Origin of the sequence: Ensifer sp. WSM1721 (assembly GCF_000513895.2) — a bacterium.
Taxonomy (GTDB): domain Bacteria; phylum Pseudomonadota; class Alphaproteobacteria; order Rhizobiales; family Rhizobiaceae; genus Sinorhizobium.
In genome coordinates, this window is sequence record NZ_CP165782.1 from 716,124 (window position 1) to 738,548 (window position 22,425).

At 62.5% G+C, this 22,425-nt stretch carries 23 protein-coding genes; 9 read left to right on the forward strand and 14 right to left on the reverse strand.

All coding sequences use genetic code 11. The features are described 5' to 3' along the window. Positions 1-10 precede the first annotated feature (10 nt). The 3 genes from M728_RS03440 to M728_RS03450 form a co-directional block, all read right to left on the reverse strand. Complete coding sequence (locus M728_RS03440) at positions 11-673, reverse strand: haloacid dehalogenase type II (protein ID WP_026618613.1); 663 nt, start codon at positions 671-673, stop codon at positions 11-13. Positions 674-861: 188 nt separating this feature from the next. Continuing rightward, positions 862-1,413 carry a phosphatase gene (locus tag M728_RS03445; RefSeq protein WP_026618614.1) on the reverse strand — a complete coding sequence of 184 codons (552 nt, stop codon included), beginning with the start codon at positions 1,411-1,413 and terminating at the stop codon, positions 862-864. Positions 1,414-1,513: 100 nt separating this feature from the next. Further along, positions 1,514-2,554, reverse strand: a complete 1,041-nt coding sequence (locus M728_RS03450) for a zinc-dependent alcohol dehydrogenase family protein (RefSeq protein ID WP_026618615.1) — start codon at positions 2,552-2,554, stop codon at positions 1,514-1,516. Between the two features lie 257 nt (positions 2,555-2,811). Between M728_RS03450 and M728_RS03455 the strand changes: the two genes are divergently transcribed. Beyond that, positions 2,812-3,693, forward strand: coding sequence for a branched-chain amino acid aminotransferase (locus M728_RS03455; protein WP_026618616.1), 882 nt, complete (start codon positions 2,812-2,814; stop codon positions 3,691-3,693). A 136-nt stretch (positions 3,694-3,829) separates the two neighbouring features. Here M728_RS03455 and M728_RS03460 read toward each other — a convergent pair whose 3' ends face one another. Next, positions 3,830-4,240 (reverse strand): VOC family protein, encoded by a 411-nt coding sequence (locus M728_RS03460; protein ID WP_026618617.1) that lies wholly within the window; start codon positions 4,238-4,240, stop codon positions 3,830-3,832. 234 nt (positions 4,241-4,474) lie between these two features. Here M728_RS03460 and M728_RS03465 point away from each other — a divergent pair, with 234 nt between their 5' ends. Then, a complete protein-coding gene (locus M728_RS03465; RefSeq protein WP_026618618.1) occupies positions 4,475-5,077 on the forward strand; it encodes a superoxide dismutase in 603 nt (200 codons plus the stop codon). A 101-nt stretch (positions 5,078-5,178) separates the two neighbouring features. Here M728_RS03465 and M728_RS03470 read toward each other — a convergent pair whose 3' ends face one another. Continuing rightward, on the reverse strand, positions 5,179-5,892 hold the full coding sequence (locus tag M728_RS03470; RefSeq protein WP_026618619.1) for a YafY family protein: 714 nt from the start codon (positions 5,890-5,892) through the stop codon (positions 5,179-5,181). Between the two features lie 132 nt (positions 5,893-6,024). Between M728_RS03470 and M728_RS03475 the strand changes: the two genes are divergently transcribed. From M728_RS03475 to M728_RS03485, 3 genes are all read left to right on the forward strand, one after another. Further along, a complete protein-coding gene (locus M728_RS03475) occupies positions 6,025-6,663 on the forward strand; it encodes a LysE family translocator (protein WP_026618620.1) in 639 nt (212 codons plus the stop codon). A 215-nt stretch (positions 6,664-6,878) separates the two neighbouring features. Continuing rightward, positions 6,879-7,325 (forward strand): cytochrome c, encoded by a 447-nt coding sequence (locus M728_RS03480; protein ID WP_026618621.1) that lies wholly within the window; start codon positions 6,879-6,881, stop codon positions 7,323-7,325. Positions 7,326-7,431: 106 nt separating this feature from the next. Continuing rightward, positions 7,432-8,346: a cytochrome c gene (locus M728_RS03485; RefSeq protein WP_026618622.1), complete on the forward strand. Its 915-nt coding sequence runs from the start codon at positions 7,432-7,434 to the stop codon at positions 8,344-8,346. A 74-nt stretch (positions 8,347-8,420) separates the two neighbouring features. On the opposite strand, the gene M728_RS03490 is transcribed toward M728_RS03485, so the two are convergent. The 5 genes from M728_RS03490 to M728_RS03510 form a co-directional block, all read right to left on the reverse strand. Next, the gene (locus tag M728_RS03490; protein WP_026618623.1) at positions 8,421-8,921 is read right to left on the reverse strand and encodes a GNAT family N-acetyltransferase; all 501 of its coding nucleotides are present in this window, start codon (positions 8,919-8,921) and stop codon (positions 8,421-8,423) included. Between the two features lie 314 nt (positions 8,922-9,235). Next, complete coding sequence (locus tag M728_RS03495; RefSeq protein ID WP_026618624.1) at positions 9,236-9,649, reverse strand: helix-turn-helix domain-containing protein; 414 nt, start codon at positions 9,647-9,649, stop codon at positions 9,236-9,238. A gap of 82 nt (positions 9,650-9,731) precedes the next feature. Continuing rightward, the gene (locus M728_RS03500; protein ID WP_026618625.1) at positions 9,732-12,068 is read right to left on the reverse strand and encodes a glucose/quinate/shikimate family membrane-bound PQQ-dependent dehydrogenase; all 2,337 of its coding nucleotides are present in this window, start codon (positions 12,066-12,068) and stop codon (positions 9,732-9,734) included. 285 nt (positions 12,069-12,353) lie between these two features. Then, a complete protein-coding gene (locus M728_RS03505) occupies positions 12,354-13,859 on the reverse strand; it encodes a YdiU family protein (RefSeq protein ID WP_051440801.1) in 1,506 nt (501 codons plus the stop codon). Between the two features lie 130 nt (positions 13,860-13,989). Continuing rightward, positions 13,990-14,958: a homocysteine S-methyltransferase family protein gene (locus tag M728_RS03510; RefSeq protein WP_026618627.1), complete on the reverse strand. Its 969-nt coding sequence runs from the start codon at positions 14,956-14,958 to the stop codon at positions 13,990-13,992. Between the two features lie 215 nt (positions 14,959-15,173). Between M728_RS03510 and M728_RS03515 the strand changes: the two genes are divergently transcribed. After that, entirely contained in the window at positions 15,174-15,794 is a 621-nt protein-coding gene (locus tag M728_RS03515) for a TetR/AcrR family transcriptional regulator (protein ID WP_026618628.1), read from the forward strand. Positions 15,795-15,903: 109 nt separating this feature from the next. On the opposite strand, the gene M728_RS03520 is transcribed toward M728_RS03515, so the two are convergent. The 3 genes from M728_RS03520 to M728_RS03530 form a co-directional block, all read right to left on the reverse strand. After that, positions 15,904-16,431 (reverse strand): DUF1697 domain-containing protein, encoded by a 528-nt coding sequence (locus M728_RS03520; protein ID WP_026618629.1) that lies wholly within the window; start codon positions 16,429-16,431, stop codon positions 15,904-15,906. 12 nt (positions 16,432-16,443) lie between these two features. Then, positions 16,444-18,552: a S9 family peptidase gene (locus M728_RS03525; RefSeq protein WP_026618630.1), complete on the reverse strand. Its 2,109-nt coding sequence runs from the start codon at positions 18,550-18,552 to the stop codon at positions 16,444-16,446. 104 nt (positions 18,553-18,656) lie between these two features. After that, positions 18,657-19,577, reverse strand: coding sequence for a LysR family transcriptional regulator (locus M728_RS03530; protein ID WP_026618631.1), 921 nt, complete (start codon positions 19,575-19,577; stop codon positions 18,657-18,659). Between the two features lie 145 nt (positions 19,578-19,722). Here M728_RS03530 and M728_RS03535 point away from each other — a divergent pair, with 145 nt between their 5' ends. Beyond that, positions 19,723-19,998 carry a DUF2798 domain-containing protein gene (locus tag M728_RS03535; RefSeq protein WP_026618632.1) on the forward strand — a complete coding sequence of 92 codons (276 nt, stop codon included), beginning with the start codon at positions 19,723-19,725 and terminating at the stop codon, positions 19,996-19,998. Positions 19,999-20,030: 32 nt separating this feature from the next. Here M728_RS03535 and M728_RS03540 read toward each other — a convergent pair whose 3' ends face one another. Beyond that, complete coding sequence (locus M728_RS03540; RefSeq protein WP_026618633.1) at positions 20,031-20,918, reverse strand: VOC family protein; 888 nt, start codon at positions 20,916-20,918, stop codon at positions 20,031-20,033. A gap of 383 nt (positions 20,919-21,301) precedes the next feature. On the opposite strand from M728_RS03540, the gene M728_RS03545 reads away from it, so the two are divergent. Next, positions 21,302-21,724: a universal stress protein gene (locus tag M728_RS03545; protein ID WP_026612777.1), complete on the forward strand. Its 423-nt coding sequence runs from the start codon at positions 21,302-21,304 to the stop codon at positions 21,722-21,724. A 57-nt stretch (positions 21,725-21,781) separates the two neighbouring features. Continuing rightward, positions 21,782-22,126, forward strand: coding sequence for a TraR/DksA family transcriptional regulator (locus tag M728_RS03550; protein WP_026612776.1), 345 nt, complete (start codon positions 21,782-21,784; stop codon positions 22,124-22,126). Positions 22,127-22,425: the final 299 nt, after the last annotated feature.

A 22,425-nucleotide genomic window follows, 5' to 3' on the forward strand; every position in this document is an offset into this window, starting at 1 on the left:
GCGTTCTCCTTCAAATGCCGAACTGCAGGCTTTCGAGCGAGGGAAGGATGAGCGATGGACCATAATCCTTATATTCGTCCGGCATATCGGCGCGGTTGATCCAGACTGTGCGGAATCCGAATTTTGTGGCGCCGGCAATATCCCAGCGGTTCGACGACTGGAACGAGACAGCGTGCGGATAGAGCCGATACTTCGTCGTCACCAGATCGTAGACGGCAGGGGCCGCTTTGAACATCTTGACGGAATCCACCGAGAAAACGTCGTCGATGATGATGTCGAGCGCGGCGTTCTTGACCGCCGAGGCCAGCATGGCCGGGGAGCCGTTGGAGAGAATGGCGATGCGGGCGCCCCGTTCCTTCAGTCCCTTGAGGACGGCCGGAACTTCCGGATAGCAGTCGAGCGCCCAATAGGCATCGAGCAGCCGCTTCTTGAGCTTCGGATCGGCCGAGGGAAAGCGTTGGAAGGCGTAGTCGAGAGATTGCTCGGTCAATTGCCAGAAGTCGACATAGGCGCCCATGAGCGAGCGCACCCAGGAATATTCGAGTTGCTTGGCGCGCCAGAGTTCCGAAAAGGCCTGGCCATCCGGCCCGATCTCGTCGGCATGCCTGCGCACGGCAGCATGCACGTCGAAGAGCGTGCCATAGGCATCGAAGACATAGGCCGCGTGAGACATCGAACTCTCCCGTCTATCCACCGTCCGGCCCTGCGAAAGACGACTTGAAGTCGCTCGCGCGAACAGCCGCCGGACCCACGGCTTGCGGCAAAGGCGCTACGCGACGCTCTGCCTTCGCCAATTCTTTTGCGTGGATCATGTCAAAACTTTGTGCGCTGCACAATGCCTCCGGATCGCCGCTGCATTGTTCAAGCTTTCCAAACCTTTGCCGGAAAGCGCAGCGCCTGTTTGGCAAGTTTGCCTTTGAGGCTGAGCGCCGCGTCGCAGAGCGCGACCACATGCCGGTTCGGCTTGGCCTCGGGACGAAGGGCGTGAAGCTCGGCCGCGGCCTTTTCCGGCGCCACATAGCGCGCCAGAATGCCGAGCGTCAGCGCCGTCGAGCGCCCGATGCCTCTCAAACAATGGATCAGAAGATGCGCATCTGCGGGCAGCCTGTCGATGAAGGCGAGTGTCGCGTCGATCGCCTCAGGGCGCGCCGCGTCCGGCGCGTCCGGGTCGGTGGCATCGCCGAAAAAAAGCTCCAGATGCCGCTCCGGCGGCAGTTCGATCATCGATAGAAGCCGCGTCGCGGGAGCGCGGATGGAGATGAGATGCGTCGGGGTCCAGAAGGCGCGATTGTGCCGCGCCTCCGTCTGCGAACTCACGATCACCCGCATCGGCCAGCCGTTCGGATGCGCCGGATTGGCTTCGAGAACGGGCCGGTAGAGTTCGCCCTCCGTGGCTTGAGCCGCAAGCGCCATGACGGAACCTCCCTGATTCGTCTTGCTTGGCAAAAGGATAGCAGCGCCGGGAGGCGATCGGAAATCCCCGCGCGGTGAGGGCGGCCTTATCCTCCGCCGCTCAGAAGCGCGTAATCACGCTGATCCCAAGGTCCGTCGCGCGGTCCATCGCCACCAGCGCCGGCACCGCCTCCTCAAGCGAAATCTCCCGGCCGATCAGTTGTTTCGGGTTCAGCTTGTCGGCGGTGATCATCGCGAGCATCGCATCGTAGCGCCAGGCCTGCATGCCGTGGCTGCCGTAGATTTCGAGCTCGTGCCCGATCACCTGCGCCATCGGGATCTGAGGAGTGGCGTGCTCCGCAAGCATCAGACCCACCTGCACGTGGCGGCCGCGACGGCGCAGGTTCTTGATCGAGTTGAAGCAGGTGACGGGCGATCCGAGCGCGTCGATCGAGACATGCGCTCCGCCCTGCGTAATCTCCTTGACGGCGGCGGCGACGTCCTCCGTCTCGCGGCCGTTGATCGCGGCGACCGCGCCGAGCTTGCGGGCGAAGCTCAACTTCTCATCGGAAATGTCGATCGCGATCGGATTGGCCCCGAGCGCGGCGGCGATCATGATTGCCGAGAGGCCGACGCCGCCGCAGCCGTGCACCGCCACCCATTCGCCGCCACGGACGCGGGCCTGATCGGCGATTGCCCGGAAGGAGGTGGCGAAACGGCAGCCGAGGCTGGCGGCGGTTGCAAAATCCATGCTTTCCGGCAGATGCACGAGGTTCTGGTCGGCAAAATCGATCGCCACATATTCGGCGAAGGAGCCCCAATGGGTGAAGCCCGGCTGGAACTGCGCCTCGCAGACCTGTTGGTTGCCAGAGCGGCATTCGCCGCAGCGCCCGCAGCCGGAAACGAAGGGCACGGTTACCCGCTCGCCGACCTTGTAGCGCACAACCCCGCGCCCGGTCGCCGCGATGATTCCCGCCAGTTCGTGGCCGGGGACATGCGGCAGGCGAATGTCGGGGTCATGTCCCATCCAGCCGTGCCAGTCGCTCCGGCAGAGCCCGGTTGCCTCGACCTTGATGACGACGCCCTGTTCGCTTGGCGTCGGATCGGGCAGCGTCCGGATCTCCGGCGTCTTTTCGAAGGCATCGTAATACATCGCTTTCATCGGCGAACTCTCTCCCTAATGCGTGTCGCCCAAAAGTGTGCAACGGTTTTGGAGCAACGACATGCATAAAGACAAGGGGATAAAGCGCCTCGCATGAAGTGCGAGGCGCTTTATGCAATTTTCGCCATTCTCGCACGGCGCCTCGGTGGGCTCCAGAATGGACGCCATGACATTTTTTGATGTACCCATTCACCCCAATTCTCATTTTTCCGGCTAGAGCGGAAAGAACAAGAGGACGACGCGAGAAGGAGACGCCGATGGCCGTCGATACATCCCCCCGATCCATCACCTGGACCTATGTCGACGGTGAATGGCTTTCCGGCAATCCGCCGCTGATCGGCCCGACCTCCCATGCCATGTGGCTCGGCTCGACCGTGTTCGACGGCGCCCGGTGGTTCGACGGCATCGCGCCGGACCTCGACCTTCACTGCCAGCGCGTCAATCGTTCGGCGGAAGCACTCGGCCTCAAGCCGACGATGGCGGCGGAGGAGATCGAGACGTTGACCTGGGAGGGCGTGAAGAAGTTCGACGGCAAGACGGCGATCTACGTGAAGCCCATGTATTGGGGCGAGCATGGCTCCTGGAGTGTCGTCGCGGTCGATCCGGAATCGACCCGCTTCGCGCTCTGCCTGTTCGAGGCTCCGATGGGCAACAGCCATGCCGGATCGGCGCTGACGCTCTCGCCTTTCCGCCGGCCGACGCTCGAATGCATGCCGACGGATGCCAAGGCCGGCTGCCTCTATCCCAACAATGCCCGCATCCTCAAGGAGGCGCGCTCGCGCGGCTTCGACAACGCGCTGGTGCGCGACATGCTCGGCAATATCGCCGAAACTGGTTCTTCGAACATTTTCATGGTGAAGGACGGCGTCGTCTTCACGCCGGCCGCGAACAGAACCTTCCTTGCCGGCATCACCCGTTCGCGCGTGATCGGGCTCCTGCGCGAAGCGGGCTTCGAGGTGGTCGAGACGACGCTGACGATGGCCGACTTCGAGACGGCGGACGAAATCTTCACCACCGGCAACTACTCCAAGGTGCTGCCGGTGACCCGGCTCGATGATCGCGACTTGCAGTCCGGTTCGATCACCGCCAAGGCCCGCGATCTCTACATGGATTGGGCGCATTCGAGCGGCGACGTATAGCGCGTGGGCGAAGGCCGTGCCGTTTTCGGGCCCTCATCCGGCCTGCCGGCCACCTTCTCCCCGCAGGCGGGGCGAAGGAGACTCGCGGCACCGCCTCGGTCCCCTCTCTCCGTCCTTACGGGGAGCTCGGCGATCGTCACGGCTCTAGCGGACGCACGACGACATCCGGGGACGAGCGCGTGGTTGGGCCGTGATGCACCGCTTCGACATTGTTGCCGTCCGGATCGAGGACGAATGCGGCATAGTAGCCCGGATGGTAGCTGCGCTCGCCGGGAGCGCCGTTATCCGTGCCGCCATTGGCGAGGCCCGCGTCATAGAACCGATGCACGGCATCCTGTCCGGCGGCCTGGAAGGCGAGATGGACGCGGCTCTGATAATCATCTGCCTTGTCGACGAAGAACTCATCGAATGCAAAAAATGCGTCGGTCTCGAACGTCGGCTGGTGGCCGAGAGCGCCGAGCACCGCCTTATAGAATCGCTTGCTGACCGCGAGATCCTCGACGCGAAGATGCACGTGATCGATGAGCCGTCCCTGATGGAATTCCATTGTGTCCTCCCTGTTGTCGCAATGGGACGTCATTGCCCCGTCAGCGAACTAAATAGGACAGGAAACCCACGCGTCGATGCCGGCACCGGCCGATCCATATCGCCGGCAATGAAAGTATTTTGCGTGGCTTAGGGAAATTTTGGCACCGCATCGGTTGCCTCCGGCCAAGGCGCTGCCTATGTTCCCGCTCACAGATTTCCGTGACGAAATCCCATGCCAAGAGGAGATGCCACAATGGCTTTCGAATTGCCGAACCTTCCCTATGACTACGAGGCGCTCGCGCCCTACATGTCGCGCGAAACGCTGGAATACCATCACGACAAGCATCACCTCGCCTATGTGACGAACGGCAACAAGCTCGCCGAGGAAGCCGGTCTTTCCAACCTTTCCGTGGAAGAAATCGTCAAGAAGTCCTACGGCACCAATCAGCCGCTGTTCAACAATGCCGGGCAGCACTACAACCACATCCACTTCTGGAAGTGGATGAAGAAGGGCGGCGGCGGCACCAGCCTGCCGTCCAAGCTCGACGCGGCGATCAAGTCCGATCTCGGCGGCTACGACAAGTTCCGCGCCGATTTCATCGCGGCCGGTACCGCCCAGTTCGGCTCCGGCTGGGCCTGGCTCTCGGTGAAGAACGGAAAGCTGGAAATCTCGAAGACCCCGAACGGCGAAAACCCGCTCGTCCACGGTGCAACGCCGATCCTCGGCGTCGACGTTTGGGAACACTCCTATTACATCGACTACCGCAATGCTCGCCCGAAATATCTCGAGGCCTTCGTCGACAATCTCATCAACTGGGATTACGTCCTCGAACTCTATGAAGCGGCCGCGAAGTAAGCGGTTTCGCGCGTTTTCGGCAGATCGGCCCGGCCTTGCGCCGGGCCTTTTCGTTGCGGCTCGCGACGGAACAGATTGCGGCGTGCTCCGGCGATGCTCGCCTACGCGTCCTCCGCCTCAAGCGGCCGCACCGCGTTCGTCTTCCAGCCGGCGATCCATAATTGTCTCAGCCGGTTGCCTTCGCCGCGGAAATAGGCGTCGACGGGCTCGCAATGCTCCACGCGGTCGGCGCGGAAGTTGCGGATATCCTCGCGCAATTCGCACCAGGCGACCATCATCGCATGCTCGGAATAGTAGATGAGCGCCAGCGGCCGCACCGTGCGTTCCGTGGCGCGGCCGAGCTCGTCGCGATAGTCGAGTGCCAGCTTCCGCTCGTCGCGGATCGCCCTGCGAATCATGGCGAGGTCGACCGCTGGCGGCGGCGCCGCGATCGTGCCCCAGGCGTGCAGGGCGTGCGACTGAAACGCCTTGCGCAGGGGCCCCGGGACGGCGCCGGTGATCTTTTGGCTGACGCGTCGCGCCGCCGACTTCAGCTCCTCGTCGCCGGTGCGCGCCAGAAGGGCCAGCGCCAGCACGATCGCTTCCGTTTCCTCGATCGAGAACATCAGTGGCGGCAAATCGAAGCCGGGTCTCAGGATATAGCCGATGCCGCGCTCGCCCTCGATCGGCACGCGCATCGCCTGCAGCGCGGCAATGTCGCGATAGATCGAGCGCGGCGTGACCTCCAGGGACTCGGCGATCTCGGCCGCCGTCACCGGTTTGCCGGCAAGCCGCAATATCTGGATGATCTCGAAAAGCCGCGATGCCTTGCGCATGGCCGGACCCTTTTTTGCTGCAAAGGCTCCTGACAAGACCCTGTCAGTTGGACAGCGATATAGCATGTGCCAACGGATTGAAAAAACAGCAATCCGGTTTCGCACCTTATCCAAATTCTATGAGCAACTGACATGACCTACGCGGAAAACCTCTGGCTCTTCTTCACCCTTCTCTTCGGCATCATCATCGTTCCCGGCATGGATATGGTCTTCGTCCTAGCCAATGCGTTGACCGGCGGACGCACCTCGGGCCTATCGGCGACGGCGGGGATCATGGCGGGCGGCGTGCTGCACACGCTCTATGCTGCGCTCGGCGTTAGCGTCGTCCTGCATCTGGTGCCGCAGCTCTTCAATCTGCTGCTCGTTGCCGGGGCCGCTTACATTGCCTGGATCGGCTTCACCCTCATGCGCAGCTCGATCATCATCGGCGGCGTGGAAGGCGGAGCGCGGCTCACGCATTGGGCGAGCTTTCGTCAGGGGGCGCTGACGAGCCTGATGAATCCCAAGGCTTACCTCTTCATGCTTGCCGTCTATCCGCAGTTCCTGAAGCCCCAGTTCGGCCCCGTCTGGTCCCAGGCGGCCGTCATGGCGCTGATGATCGCCGTGACGCAGCTTGCCATCTATGGCGGGCTCGCGCTTGCCGCGGGCCGCGGCCGCGATTTCATCGTCGGCACTCCGGCTGCCACGGTTGCGATCGGCCGCGCCGCCGGTTTCCTGCTCGTCATCATTGCTGCCTTCACCGTATGGCAGGGTTGGGGCGGCGCTTCCTGAGCGCCGCGTCCCCGCAAGTATTAAACATGATTGTTATTTTCATGTTTTTTGAAAGCTGCAGATTTGCGCCGCGCCGTCAGGTATTGCGCGGCGAATTCCGCTGAAATGACAAGCACATCAACAAAATGTTACTTCCGTCGAAAAGCCGAAATGCCATCATGCCGGCGCTTCAACAGGACGCCGCTCGAGCGGGTTCGACTGACCGGGAGATCATGATGAGGATGAGGGCTTTTCTGCTTGCTGCCGCCTTGGCGGGCTTGGGCGTGACCGCAGTGACGGCAGCCGATGAGCCGCAGGCGGTACGTCAGCAATTAATGAAGAAGGTCGGCCAGGCCGCAGGCGCTCTCAGCGGCATAGCGAAGGGTGAAAAGCCCTACGACGCCGAGATCGTCAAGGCATCGCTGGCGACGATCAGCGAAACGGTGAAGGTCTTCCCGAATCATTTCCCGGCGGGCTCGGAAACCGGCATGGAAACCGAGGCGAGTCCGAAGATCTGGGAAAACATGGAGGACTTCAAGGCGAAGGCCGCCAAGCTCGGCGGCGATGCGGAAAAGCTCCTCGCCGAACTTCCTGCCGACCAGGCCGGCGTCGGGGCCGCATTGGGCGTTCTCGGCAAGGATTGCTCGAGCTGTCATGAGACCTATCGCCTGAAGAAAGACTGAGAAGAGCATCTCTCGCCGATCTTGACCAGCAGACCACGGTCTGGTCGAAGGTGCGCCGGCTTGGCTGGCGCATTCTTGTCTGACGCGAATGCCTGAAGAGGTGCCGATGGGTCGGCGTAGAAGAAAGCTGCTCTTTGGTGTGCTCCTGCTTGGCGCGGTCGCCGCCGGCGCCCTTTGGTGGCTGACGAAGCCCAATCCGTGGGACGCCGCGCATTGGCAGGGACTTGGCGAACCGGACCTCGCCAATGGCGAACAGGTGTTCTGGGCCGGCGGCTGCGTCAGTTGTCATGCCGCTCCGAGAGCGCCGGAAGACCAGCGGCTGGTGCTTGGCGGCGGCCGAACGCTGAAGAGCCCCTTCGGCACCTTTTATCCGCCGAATATCTCGCCGGACGAGACCGCCGGCATCGGAAACTGGACACTCGCGGAGTTCGGCAATGCGATGACGCGCGGCGTCGGCAAGGACGGCGAGCATCTCTATCCCTCCTTCCCCTATGGCTCCTATTCGCGAATGACCGCGAAGGACGTCAATGATCTCTGGGGCTTCATGCAGACGTTGCCGAGGAGCGCCAATGTGGCGCCCCCGCACGACCTGCCATTCCCCTACAATATCCGCTTGGCGCTCGGCGGCTGGAAACTCCTGTTCCTCACCGACGAGCCGCGTGCCGACGTGAATACCGCCGATGCGAAGCTCGCCCGCGGACAATACCTCGTCGAGGGGCCAGGCCATTGCGGCGAGTGCCACACGCCCCGCAATGCGCTCGGCGGGTTCGAAGAGGGGAGATGGCTCGCCGGCGCGCCGAATCCCGAGGGCGAGGGTCGCATCCCCGACATCACGCCGGGCTCGAAGAGTATCGGCAACTGGAGCGCATCCGATATCGCCTCCTATCTCGAGACCGGCTTCACGCCGGATTTCGACACGGTCGGCGGCTCGATGGTCGACGTACAGAAGAACATGGCGAAGCTTCCACCCGCCGACCGCGAGGCGATCGCCGCCTATCTGAAGGCCCTGCCGGCGCCTTGATGCATGTCGCTCCTGCTGCATGTTTCACGGCGCTGCAGTGCGCAGCGGTCTTCGGACATGCGTAAAACGACGAGCTAGAGCTTCTGGAGGTAGCGCATGCCGGTGACCGGGCGCGGAACGAAGCGCTCGGACTCGTAGAAGCGATGCGCCTGGAAGTTGCCGGTGGCGGCGCTGACGGAGAGGTATTCGCAACCGGCCATCTTCGCCTGTTCGCGGGCCTTGGCGACGAGATGGCGGCCGATGCCGGTGCCGCGGTGACCGGGGCGAACGTAGAGATGATGCAGCTCCATCCCGCGCGCCCCCTCGACGGCCCGGTATTGCGGCACGAGGATCGCGTAACCGATCAACGCACCGCCGGCTTCGGCGACAAGCGAGGTGATCCAGGGCGTGCGTCCGAAGAGGTCCCGCTCGAGTTGTTCGGGCGTGATCGGAGCGGCATCGCCGTGATGGGCGGCGAGCTCGGCGATCATCTCACGCAGCTCTGGGAGGTCACGCGGCTTCGCGCAACGGATCGTCACGATCGGTGCACGCACCGACGGAACGGCATGGAGATTGGGGGTGACGGTCTGCAGCATTCTCGGCTCCTCATGGTCCCGCCGCCATCAGGTGCCGTGAAAAACAAAAGCCGCCCTGATGGCGGCCTTGTTGAATATGATCAGCAGGCCGCTCCTATCGGAACAGCCAAAAATATACGCAGGAAATGGGTGCGTTCTTGATCATGCGCGTAGATTGTCCATTTCCCGGAATTTGTCAACGAGGATTCTTCGGCGCCCACTGCATGATTCCTTAAATCGGAATCGATTTAAGGACAAAATCATGCAGCAACTCAAAGTGCTACAGCGACCTTTGCGCGTCCGATTGAACGCGCGGCGCTGTAGCGGGACGCGGATCAATGCTCGCTCTCGCACAGCGAATGATCTGCGAGCGCGCGAATGACATAGCAGTCGCCGATCGTGTGATTGCCATGGCAGGCGACGATGCGCTCGAGTTCTTGCTCGAGCTTCTTCAGTCGGACGATCTTCTCGCGCACGGAGGCGAGGTGCTCCGTCGCGATTCGGTCCGCCTCGCCGCAGGGGCGTTCGGGATGTTCGCTGAGCGCCAGCAGGTCGCGGATCGCGTCGATCGAAAGGCCGAGGTCGCGCGCGTGGCGGATGAAGGCAAGGCGCTCGAGCTCACGCTTCTCGTAACGCCGCTGGTTGCCTTCGGACCGTTCCGGCGCGGCAAGCAGCCCCATCTGCTCATAGTAGCGAATGGTTGGAATTTTGACGCCGGTACGCCGGGCCAGGTCGCCGATCGTGTACATGTGACTCCATAGCTATAGCTTCTGGAGCTTATATAGGCTGGTCGGCCTCTTCATCAACCATTCGAAAGACCTCGCGACGCTTCTACGGCAAGGTATAGGCAATGATGTAGTCGCCCGGCTTGGTGCCGACCGAGCCGTGCCCGCCGGCAACCATCAGCACATACTGCTTGTCCCCGACCATGTAGGTCATCGGCGTCGCCTGGCCGCCGGCGGGAAGCCGCGCCTCCCAGAGCTGGTCGCCGGTGGTGAGGTCGTAGGCTCTTAGGAAATTATCAACCGCTGCTCCCAAGAAGGCGACGCCGCCCTTGGTGATCATCGGTCCTCCGATTCCGGGAACGCCCAGCTTAAAGGGAAGGGGCAGCGGCGTCATGTCGTAGACCGTGCCGTTCTTGCGTTTGTAGGCGATCTTGCCGGTCCTGAGATCGGCGCCGGCGACAAAACCCCAGGGCGGCGCCTGGCAGGGGATCTGCAAGGGGCCGAGGAACGGGCCCATATAGACGCCGTAGGGCGCGCCTTCGTTGCGGTTGAGCCCCTGTTCACTGCCTTTTTCACCTTCGCCCTTCGGCGGGATCTCGTCGCGCGGCACGAGCCGTGACGTGAATGCGAGATAGGTCGGCATCCCGAACATCACCTGGCGTTCCGGATCGACGGCCACCGAACCCCAGTTGAAGACACCGAAATTGCCCGGATAGACGATCGTGCCTTCGAGCGAGGGCGGCGTGTAGCGGCCTGCATAGTTCAACGAACGGAACTCGATGCGGCAGGCAAGCTGGTCGAACATGGTGATGCCCCACATGTCGCGCTCCGTGAGGGGCGGCGGCATGAAGGTGAGGCCGGAGACCGGCTGCGTCGGTGCCGTGAAATCCTCGGAAATCGCGCCGCCCGGAGCCGGCACCTCCTCGACCGGAATGATCGGTTCTCCGGTCCGCCGATCGAGCACATAGATGTCGCCCTGCTTGGTCGGCCCGACGAGTGCCGGCGCCACGGTCCCGTCTTGCTTGGTGATGTCGATGAGGGCCGGTTGCGCCGGTACGTCCATGTCCCAGAGGTCGTGATGCACGGTCTGCCGCACCCAGCGCACCGCGCCGGTATTGATGTCGAGCGCGACGATCGAGGAGGAATATTTCTCCACATGCTCGCTGCGTCCCGTGCCAAGCTGGTCGGGCACCTGATTGCCGAGCGGGACGTAGATCAGCCCGAGGCCCTCATCGACCGAGGAGACCGACCAACTATTCGGCGAATTCGTCGTATAGAACTGGCCGGGCGGCAGCGGTGCCGTCTGCTCGGGATTGCCGCTGTCCCAGTTCCAGATGAGCGCACCGGTGTCGATGTCGAAGGCGCGGATGACGCCGGATTGTTCCTCTGTCGAATAGTTGTCGTTGACGGCGCCGCCGATGATGATCTTGCCGGCAACCGCGACCGGCGGCGAGGTGGAGTAGTAATAGCCGGCCGGATTATACCGCATGCCCTGTTCGAGATGCAGGACGCCGTTGTCGGCAAAACTCGTGCAGACCTGACCGCTCGTTGCATCGAGCGCGATCAGCCGCGCATCCGATGTCGGCAGATAGACGCGCTCGGCGCAGGCGCCGCCGGGGGCGGCGGCCGGATCGGCCCAATAGGTGACGCCGCGGCAGGTTTGGTGCTGACGGTCCGGATTCATGCCGGAATTGGAATCGTACTTCCACTTCTCCTTGCCGGTCGCGGCATCGAGCGCGATCGCCCAGTTGTGCGGCGTGCAGAGATAGAGCGTGTCCTTCACCTTCAGCGGCGTCACCTGATAGGTGGTTTCGCTGACGTCTTCCGGCAGCTTCACGTCGCCGGTCTGATACTGCCACGCAACCCTGAGGTTCGCGACATTTTGCCGGTCAATCTGGTCGAGCGGCGAATAGCGCTGGCCGAAGAGAGTACGGCCGTAATGATGCCATTCGCCGGGCGGTATGTTGCCGCCGAGATTGGGATTGGCGGCAACGACATCGCCTGGCAGATCGCCACGGATGTTGTGCGGATCTCGCGTCATCGAGTAGAGCGCGACGCCGATCGCAACCACGCTCGCCAGCATGAGCGGCCAAGCGCTGGCGCTGTAGCGCTCGCCCGTAGGGCTGACGAAGCCGAGCGGCCGCCGGATCCAGGGCGTGAGCAGCCAGAGACCGAGAACGATGATCACGCCTCCTCGTGGGCCGAGCTGCCACCAGTCGAACCCCACCTCCCAGATGGCCCAGGCGAGCGAACCGAGGACGATCACGGTATGGTCCCAGAGCGCCGCAGCGTTCTTACGGAAAAGCAGGAGCCCCGTGACAAGGAAGCCCAGGCCGGCGACGATGTAATAGGGGCTGCCGCCGAGCAGCACGAGCCTCGTTCCGCCGCCGACGAGCCCGAGCCCGATCAAGGCGAAGAGGATAGCCGTCGCAAGGATGGGCATGAATTCGAACTCCCCGAGGTTGCGGGACGCTGCGGCGCCGTCGAAGCATGCGCGCAGCCCGAGCGAACCCCGGAAAGCTCTCCGGTTGGCACCGGCGCAGAAGCTTATCTCCACGGGCTCCTACGTTCGCTTGCAGGTCCCGCCGCACCATGCACACGCAGAGGCTGCTCTAACAATGTGAACGCTGCATCGTTCCCTGAAGCGTCCGCATTGATTGCAGAGATAACGCGGGCACACGCGCCTTCAATAGCGCGTCGTGCAAATGGAAAAGGCGATCGGCTGCGATCACGTGCCGCAGAAGGTCTGCAGCACCTCTTCGCCGGGCTTTGGCGGCTCCGCATAGCTGGCGCTTTGCGGCTGAGCGTCATAGGGCTTGGCGGTTATGTCGAGCAGCGCCTCGAAGAGCGAGAAATCCGCATCGTCGATCGCCGCTTCGATCGCCTGCTCCACGCGGTGGTTTCGAGGGATGAAGGCCGGATTAACGGCGCGCATGGCTTGGGCTCGCTCGGCCGGTTGCTGCGATTCCCGCTCCAGCCGGCCGCGCCAGTCCACAAGCCACGGCGTCAAAGCCTCCGGATTGCCGAAGAGGCCCAAAAGCTGCGCATCGGCCTTCGCGTCTTCCGCGGATGCCGCAAGCCGGCGGAAGGTGAGGGTGAAGTCCGCGTTGCCCTTGTGCATCAAGGTGAGCAGCGACTGCACGAGGTCGAGGTCCCCGTCTTCCGCCGTCGAAAGGCCGATCTTGCGGCGCATGCCATCGAGCCAATGGTTCTGGAAGATCGAGCCGTATTCCGTAAGCACGTCATTGGCGAGATTCACCGCCGTGTCGGCGACCGGATCGAAAAGTGGAACGAGCGTTTCCGCAAGACGGGCGAGATTCCATTGTCCGATTGCAGGCTGGTTCGCATAGGCGTAGCGGCCGAACTGGTCGATCGAGCTGAAGACCTTTTTCGGGTCGTAGGCGTCCATGAAGGCGCAGGGACCAAAATCGATGGTTTCTCCGGAGATCGTCATGTTGTCGGTGTTCATCACCCCGTGGATGAACCCGATATGCAACCACCTTGCAATCAAGGCCGCTTGGCGCGCCGCGATTGCCTTGAAGAGCGAAGGGTAGGGCTTCTCGTCGTCCTTTAGCTCGGGATAGTGGCGGTCGATCACGTAGTCGGCGAGTATGCGAACAGACTCCATGTCGCCGCGCGCCGCGAAGAACTGGAACGTGCCGACGCGAATGTGGCTCGCCGCGACCCGGGTGAAGACGGCGCCCGGAAGAATCTGCTCGCGATAGACGGGCTGCCCGGTGACGGTTGCGGCGAGCGCACGAGTCGTCGGCACACCGAGCGCATGCATCGCCTCGCTGACGATATATTCGCGCAGCACCGGACCAAGGGCTGCCCGTCCGTCGCCGCGGCGGGAATAGGGCGTCTGGCCCGACCCCTTGAGCTGAATGTCGCGGCGGCGACCGTTCCTGTCGATCACTTCCCCAAGCAGGATTGCGCGGCCGTCGCCGAGCTGCGGGACGAACGTGCCGAACTGATGGCCGGCATAGGCCATTGCGAGGGGCTCCGCACCCTCCGGAACCATGTTGCCCGAGAAGATCGCCGCCCCGTCGCGTTCGAGCGCTGCGATATCGAGCTGAAGCTCTTCTGCAAGCGTTCGATTGAGCTTGATCAGCCACGGTTCCGCCACCGGCGTCGGCTCGACGCGGGCATAGAAGTTGGCAGGCAGCCGGGCATAGCTGTTGTCGAAGCGGAACGGCGACGTACCGGAGGCCTGTTGCGAGGATATCTGGTTCATGACACTCCAGCGGCGGGTGCTGAGGGATTTCCGGCCGCCCTTCCCGACGAGTCTACACGAGCCCTCCGCTTTTCGCGAGGTCGGGGTTGTCCCTCCCGCCGCCTTGGCGGGAGGGCAGGAGTGTGCGTTGTCATGCGCTGAGCGCGGAAAGGGGCAGGCAGGCCTCGCATATCGCCGCGATATGGCGATGATCGGTGCCGCAGCAGCCGCCGAGGATCCGCAGATGCGGCATGCGGCCGGTCAATGTGCGATAGCGCCGCGCGAGATCGCTGATGTCGCCAATGTCCAGTGTCTCGCTTTCGTCGAGCTCGGCATGGCTTTTCGTCGAGGCGTTGGCGCGGATGCCGCCGATCCGCCGCACCCAGGCCTGATGCTGGTCGAGGCTCTGCTCGAAGTGGCTCGGATGCGCGCAATTGATCATGTAGTAGTGCGGATAGCCGCCGGTCTCGGCGTCCACTGTTTCCACGGCCTCCTGGAGAGAGCGGCCCGTCACCAGCCGCCCGTCGGTCTCGACGGTGAACGAGATGGCGCAAGGCATGCCGTGCTTCCTCGCCGCTCTTGCCACGCCGATCGCCTCGTCGACATTCGTCATAGTGACCGCCGTCACCATGTCGGCTTCGCTGCCGGCAAAGGAGGCAACCTGGGCAGAGTGGTAGTCCTCCGCTTCTTCCGCATTCATCAGCCCGGCCTTGTAGCCGTCGCCGCGCGGACCGATAACGCCGTTGAACACGAGCGGCACCTGAGACCGCTCGTACTGCGCGCGCAGTTCCGTCAGCAAATAGACCGCGTCGCGATTGACCTGATCCAAGGCTTGAGCATCGTAACCGAGTTTCGCCCCCCAATCGGCGTTGGCGCGCCATGTGGCCGTGTCAAGAACGAATCCGGTATCATGGCATCGGGCGATTTCCAGATAGCGCGTGTAATAGCGCAGAAGCTGCCGGCGGCCTTCAGGCGAGGACAGCAGAACGAAGGACGCGAAATGCGGCAGATCGGCTCCCTCGTGGAATATCAGCGCCGTCTCCATGCCGCCGTCGCTGAGGAAAATGCCTCCCCGCAGCAGCGGCAGGTCGTGTCGGTACTTGGCGAATTCGTGTTCCATCGTTCCCTCCTGTTCTTAGCGGACGCTCGGCGCGAAGTCAGAAGAATTTCTGCCGTTTTATCATCTGCTAAACTAGCCGGCTTGCGGTACACTATGGCCCAATAATCCGCATACCGATGTTACATTAGGAACTTGGCATAAGATTCCGGCGACAGGCGAATGGCTCGCCGCCGATTTTCGATGGGAAAACTGTACCTGCGGTACAGGAGTTGGCCATGCGAAAGGGCGAGGAAACGCGTGCGAAGATCCTCGATGTCGCCGAAGCGGCCGTTCTGGCAAAGGGCTTCGGAGCGACCTCGATCGACGAATTGATCGTCGAAACCGGCATCACCAAGAGCGGTTTCTTCTACCATTTCCGCGATAAGAACGAGCTCGCCAAGGCATTGCTCGAGCGCTACATCGAGAATGACGAACGCATCTACGACGAGATTTTCGGACGGGCGCGCGAACTTGCGGACGATCCGCTGCAGGCGTTCCTGATTGGCCTCAAGCTTCTTTCCGAATTGCTCTCGGACCTGCCGAACGGTCATCCGGGCTGCCTCGTGGCCACGATGTGCATGCAGGAACGCGCCTTCGACAGGAAAATCCAGGAGATTAATCGGCAAGCGGCGCTGATGTGGCGCCGCCGCTTCGGCGCCATGTTCCGCGACATCATGCAGGTCTATCGGCCGCGCGAGCCGCTTGATGCCGACCAGCTTGCCGATATGGTCTCGACCGTCCTCGAAGGCGGTATCGTGCTGTCGAAGGCGCTCAAGGAGCCGAAGAGCCTGCCGGATCAGTTGCTCGTCCTCCGCACTTTCGTGCGGCTGCTGTTCCAGCCTGCCGGTCCGTCTTGATCCGATTGATGCATGTTGCCCAAAAGTGTGCAGCGGTTTTGGGACAACGACATGCACAAAAACAAGGACCTAAAGCGCGTCGCATGAATTCGATTGAACGCGACGCGCTTTAGGCTTGGCCGTCCTCCATCGCCGCCGCCATTTCCGCAAGCTTGCGCACGGTGTTGAGGTTGCGCGCCGTGCCGGGTTTTAGCGCCGGCAGCTTGAGCTTCGATCGTCCGGATCCGTCCGGATAGTGGATGTAAATTTCCCGCCCGCGGACTTGCACTTCTTCTCCATCCGGCGCCACGAGCTTTTCGAGGGCGTCGGCCGCCGGCGGTTCGGGCAGGAAGGTAACGAGAAGAAAGTTGGGCTTCGCATGCGGAAACGGCGCTTTCGAAACGACCGCATCTAGCTCGCGCCGGCTGCGTAGCAGAACGCCCGGGGCTTTGCCCATCCGCTCCGCCAGCGCCGACTCGAGCCCTGCCTGCACGTCGGTCTCGCTGAGCTCGGACCGGAAGAGCACGTTGCCGCTCTGGATATAGGTCTTGACATCCGCGAAGCCGAGCCGTTCACAAACCGCTTTAAGTTCGGCCATCGGCAGGGTGCCGGTGCCGCCGACATTGACCGCTCTGAGCAACGCTACATAGACTGGCATCGGCTCTGGCCCCTACATCCGGCCCGCAACCTTGATGGCGAAGGCATATTCGAAGGCGATCTCCTCCAGCCGTTGGAAGCGCCCCGAAGCGCCGCCGTGGCCGGCATCCATGTTCGTCTTCAACAGGATCGGCTCGTTGCCGATCGTCTTCTCGCGCAGCTTCGCCACCCACTTCGCCGGTTCCCAATAGGTGACGCGCGGATCGGTAAGGCCGCCGAGCGTCAGGATCGCCGGATAGGGCTTGGTCTCCACATTGTCATAGGGCGAATAGCTGGCGATGATATTGTAGAACTCCGCGCTCTCGATCGGATTGCCCCATTCGGGCCATTCCGGCGGGGTCAGCGGCAGCGTGTCGTCGAGCATGGTATTGAGGACATCGACGAAGGGGACGGCGGCGATAATGCCGCGGAATTTCTCCGGCGCCATGTTGGCGACCGCACCCATCAGCATGCCTCCGGCCGAACCGCCCTCGGCGATGATGTTCGCGTGGGAGGTGAACTTCTGCTGACTCAGATAGTCAGCCGCGGCGATGAAGTCATTGAACGTATTGCCCTTCTTCGCCATCTTGCCGTCTTCGTACCATTGGAAGCCCTTGTCTTTCCCGCCGCGGATATGGGCGATCGCATAGACGAAGCCGCGGTCGACGAGCGACAGGCAATTGGTGTTGAAGCCGGCCGGAATGGTGATGCCGTAGGCGCCGTAGCCGTAAAGCAGGCAGGGGGCGGAACCGTCGAGCGGCGTATCCTTGCGGTAGAGAAGCGTGACCGGGACTTCCGCACCATCCGGAGCCGGAGCGAAGACGCGGCGGGTCACGTAGTCGTCGGGATTATGGCCGGAGGGAACCTCCTGGGTCTTGAGCAGCGTGCGCTCGCGCGTCTGCATGTCGTAGTCGAAAAGTTGCGAGGGCGTCGTCATCGACGAGTAGGAGAAACGGATGACGTCGGTGTCGTATTCGGCCGCTCCGGCAAGACCCAGGGAATAGGCTTCCTCGGCAAAGGCGATCGCGTGCTCCTCGCCGGTCCTGCGGTCGCGGACGACGATTTCCGGCAGGCCGTTGCGGCGCTGCAGCCAGACGAGATGGCGAGCATAGCCCATGTGGCTGAGGACCAGCGTGCCCGGCCGGTGCGGCACGACCTCGCGCCAGTTTTCCTTCCCAGGCGCCTCTACGGGCGCTTCCATGATCTTGAAATCCTTGGCGCCGTCGGCATTGGTGAGTATATAGAAAACGTCACCGCCCTCGGTCATCGAGTATTCGAGGCCCGTCACGCGCTCGGCCACGAGCTTCGGTTTGGCGGCCAGATCCCTGGTCGGGATGATCCGGTATTCGCTGGTCTGGTGGTCGTGGATGTCGATAAAGATGAAGTCGTCGAGTAGCGAGCCGCCGACCGACATGAAGAAGCCCGGGTCCGCTTCCTCGTAGACGAGCCGGTCGTCGGCCTGCGGCGTGCCGATGACGTGATGATAGATCTTCGACGGCCGGTGGTTTTCGTCGAGCACGGTATAAAAGAAGCTCTTGCCGTCCGGTGCCCAGGCGCCACCGCCACCGGTATTTTCGATGACGTCGGCAAGATCCTCGCCGCTCGCAAGGTCGCGCACCTTCAGCGTGAAATACTCCGATCCCTTGTCGTCATAGCCCCAGATCCCTCGCGAATGGTCGCTCGAATGATCGAGGCCGGCGATGCGGAAATAGGCCTTGCCCTCGGCCTCCCGGTCGCCGTCGAGCAGCACCTGGCGGATCGACTCGTCATGTGCGGCTCCGTTGCGCGGAATTCGAAAATAACGCGGATGCTCGCCGCCCTTCACGTAGAATGTTCCGTAAGCGAAGGCGCCATCCTTCATCGGTACGGAGGAATCGTCCTCCTTGATGCGGCCGCGCATCTCCGCAAACAGCGTCTTCTGAAGGTCCTTGGTGTCCGCCATGGCGGCGTTCATGTAGGTGTTTTCCGCTTCGAGGTGCTTGCGGATTTCCGGAGCGAGAATCGAAGGATCCTTGAACATCGCTTGCCAGTTGTCGGCCCTGAGCCAAGCGTAATCGTCCGTTCGAGTTATGCCGTGGCGGGTATCCGCAACCGGTTTCTTCGGGGCGACTGGTGCGGCGGGCAGGTTCTTGAAAACGGACAAAGGATGTCTCCGGGATCGGTTCTATGGGGAACAATGAGATAGAGGCGGCCATCACCACGATCAAGCGGAAAGCGGTCGAGGATGTGACCGGCGAAAAGCCACTGTCACCACCGCCCCTTCAGCGATTGCACCGCGTGCTCGATGAAGGCGCGCACCTTCGGCGTCTCTGCGTGCCGGTCGAGGAAGCAGGCATAGAAATCAAGGGGCTCATGGGCAACGCTGGCGATGCCTTTGGTCGTATCGCCGCCGAAGAGCGGCACCAGCAGGCCCTGTTCGATCAGCGGATTGGCGATGAAGGCGCCGAGCCGCGTGACGCCCGCGCCCGCGATCGCCATTTGGGCCAGCGTGTCGATGTCGTTGCTGATGATCGTCGAGCGCAGTTCGGGTTCGAAGCGCAAGCCGTCACGCACGAAGCCCCAGCGGAACAGCCGGCCGTCGACCGCGAAACGGTAGGTCAGGCAATCGTGATGCTGCAGGTCGTCCGGCGTCTCCGGACGGCCGCGCCGGTCGATATAGGCGGGAGCGGCGCAGATGATCATCGGCACCGAGCCAAGCTTGCGCGCAATGAGGCCCGGTTCGAGCTGCTGGGCGAAGCGCACGCTGATATCGATCCCTTCGCCGATATGATCGATGCTGCGATCGGTGATCACGAGCTCGATCGACACATCCGGATAGCACGCGGCGAAGGGCGGAACGAGGGGTGAGATCACATGGCGGCCGAAGGCCACGGACGAGGAGATCTTTAGCTGCCCGCGGGGTTCCTCGTGAAGAGCCGAAACGGCCGCTGCCGCCTGTTCCAGGTCGTGAACGACGTTGCGCACGCGATCATAGTAGAGACGCCCGCTCTCGGTGAGACCCAGTTGGCGGGTGGTCCGGCTGAGGAGCCGCGTGCCGAGCGCTCGCTCGAGTCTTGCGATGTTCTGGCTCGCCGCGGCCGGCGTGATGCCGAGCTTGCGGGCGGCCGCCGCAATGCTGCCTTCCTCCACGCTCCGCACGAAGCTCTCGATACCACGCAAAGTGTCCATAACCAATTCCATCGAATGACGATCATCATTCGATAGTTTTGCCTAATTCTGAACAAGCCGGCAATGGGCTACCGCGGGCTCGCCGCGGCCGTATAGTAGCGGCAAATCCCACGGGGCATTCCTCCGCCCTTTCAAGGAGTTTTCGATGTCCGAAGATACGATGCCGCGGCTTCGCGCCGCGCGCAGCCGCAAGCTGCCGTCCAAAGCCGTGCCCGTTGCCTTCGCCTTCTTCATGTCGGCGATCATGGCTTTCCTCATGTCCGGCGTAATCGTCGCTGCCAATAGCGGTATCGACGCGGATTATCCGGCCCGGGTCCTCGGCGCCTACGGGCTCGCCATGCCGGTTGCCTTCGTCTGCGTGCTGATCGTCCGGCCACTTGTCCTGCGGCTCGTCGCCTTGGTCTGCGACATGCCGGCCTGAGGCCAGTCGCGGGCCCCTCCTGCATGCGGCGCCTATGCGGAGAGTTTGAGACCGATGCCCCACGGATCCGTGAGACTATGGATGCCGTTTTCGCCACTGGCCGCTATTTCGAGCGCGTCAAGCTTCCGGATCACTGCGGCGAGCGCCGCCGCATCGTTGAAACGGATCGTATAGCCGGCGAGACCGGTCATATTGCCTTCGCGTTTCGGGGCGCCGCGCGAGTTCCAGATGTTCGCTGCAACGTGATGATGGTATTTGCCTGAGGCGAAGAAGCTCGCTCCCGGGTAACGGGCCATGAGATCGAGCCCCAAGGCATCGCGGAAGAAGGCGTCCGCCTGGGGGATGTCCGAGACCTGCAGGTGGATATGGCCGATCGTGGTGCCGTCGGCGAGGCCGTTCCAAGCGCCCTTCGGCGCCTCGTCGTAAAGGGCTTGCAGGTCAAGCGGCAGCGTGTTCATCGCCACTGTGCCGTCCTCCTGGTAAGTCCACTCGTCGCGCGGGCGATCGCGATAGATCTCGATGCCGTTGCCTTCGGGATCGGCCAGGTAGATCGCTTCGCTGACCAGGTGGTCGGATGCCCCTTGCAGGCGCACCCCATTCTCGACGGCATGTGCCAGCCAGCGGCCGAGTTCCTTGCGGCCGGGAACGAGAAACGCATGATGGAAAAGACCGGGCGCGCTACGCGGCGCCTTCGCCGCATTCCCGTCGCTCGTCAACGTCAGCAAGGGCCTTCCGGCAGCGCCGAGCGTTACACCGCTCTTGCTCTGCTCAATCGGCGAGAGGCCGACGATCCGCTGGTACCAGGCCGATACCGCCTGCAGATCCTGGACGACGAGATGAGAGCGCTCGACAAAAGCCGGCATCGCGACCGCGTGGTCGGCCGGGAGGCTGGTCGTTTTCGGTCCTGTTGTGTTTTCCATTACCTTCGCCTTTCGGGTGGGGCGACGCCCGCCCGATGTCCTTCAAACTGTAACCCAATATGAGCACGTGAATACGTTCACGAAAGCTATTATATTACTTGATGTTGTGTTCGACGAACGTTGACAGTCATGGCGGACGCTCTACCTCATCCTAGGGCAATGCGAGCGCACGAGCGGCGGCCGATTTGATTTCAATCAATGCTCGGACTGCCGCCTCTGCGCAATTTCTGGTCGGCGCAGGAGGAGGGGATATGAGGCGGTTTCCGCCCGTATCCGGCGCAGGGAATTGAGTTGGCTCAAGCCAAGATCATCGTAACTCAGGGGATTGGCCTCGTATGTCGCGCCGGCGACCCGGGGGAGGGCCAGAGAAGGAACATAGCGGTATGTACAAGAAGATCATCGTCCCAATCGCCATGGATCAGTTGGAGCACGGCGAATCTGTCCTCCGCATCGCAGAAAAACTGATCGACGAAGGAGGAGAGATCATCCTGCTCAATGTCGTCGAGGACCTGAATGCCTATGCCCAAGGCTACATGATCGTCGATTTTCCACTGGAGATGATCGAGGAATCGCGCAAGCACGCGGTCAAGACGCTGGAGGCGCTGAAGACCAAGCACGGCATCAAAGGGCGCATAGAAATCCGCACCGGCGGAGCGGCCGGTACGATCAATGCTCTTGCCGAGGAGGAGAATGCCGATCTGGTGATCATCGCGTCGCACCGTCCGGGTCTGATCGATTATTTCATCGGTTCAACCGCCAGCCGCGTCGTCAGCCATTGCCCCTGCGCGGTCCTCGTCGATCGGTAATGCCAAAAACAAAAGGCGGCGCAGCCGAACTGCGCCGCGACTCGAAGGAGCCCCGCAATGGACAAGTACGCGCTTGACGATTTTCGCGAACAGCTTCTGCGCCGCAAACGCGAACTCAATGGCCGGCTACGAAAGATCGAGGAAGATCTCGACCAGCCGATGAACGCCGATGTACCGGATCGCGTCACGGAACGGGAAGGGGACGAGGTGCTGGAAGGCCTCGGCCTTGCAGGCCAGGGCGAGATCCGCGCGATCGACGCTGCACTCGACCGGATTGCGGCTGGGACCTTCGGTATCTGCGCGCGTTGCGGCGATCCGATTGCGCCGGAAAGATTGCGCGCCGTGCCGCACGCGCCGCTCTGCCAGACCTGTGCCGCCGAGGTCGCAGGAAGGGCGAGATAGCGTTGGCGCTTTCGCGCCGCCCGGTGCAACCGTCACGCAAGCGATATTGCTCTGATCGTGCCTCGTGCGGGCGTTTGTGCACGGGGCGCGCGGCTTCGAATCGAAGTCCGGCAATTGTTGTAATGCGTTGCAAAAATTGATCCTTTCGCCCTGTCCTGGCGCTTTGCCAGGGGCTCGCTCTGTGGCACGATGAGTTGCAGCGGGAGGGAGACTGGGCCGTCGTCTCGGAGCTCCTCCTCCCGTTCGTACTGTTGAAAGAGGGCGCGATCGGCGGCGAACGACGAAAGGGAAGGATCGTC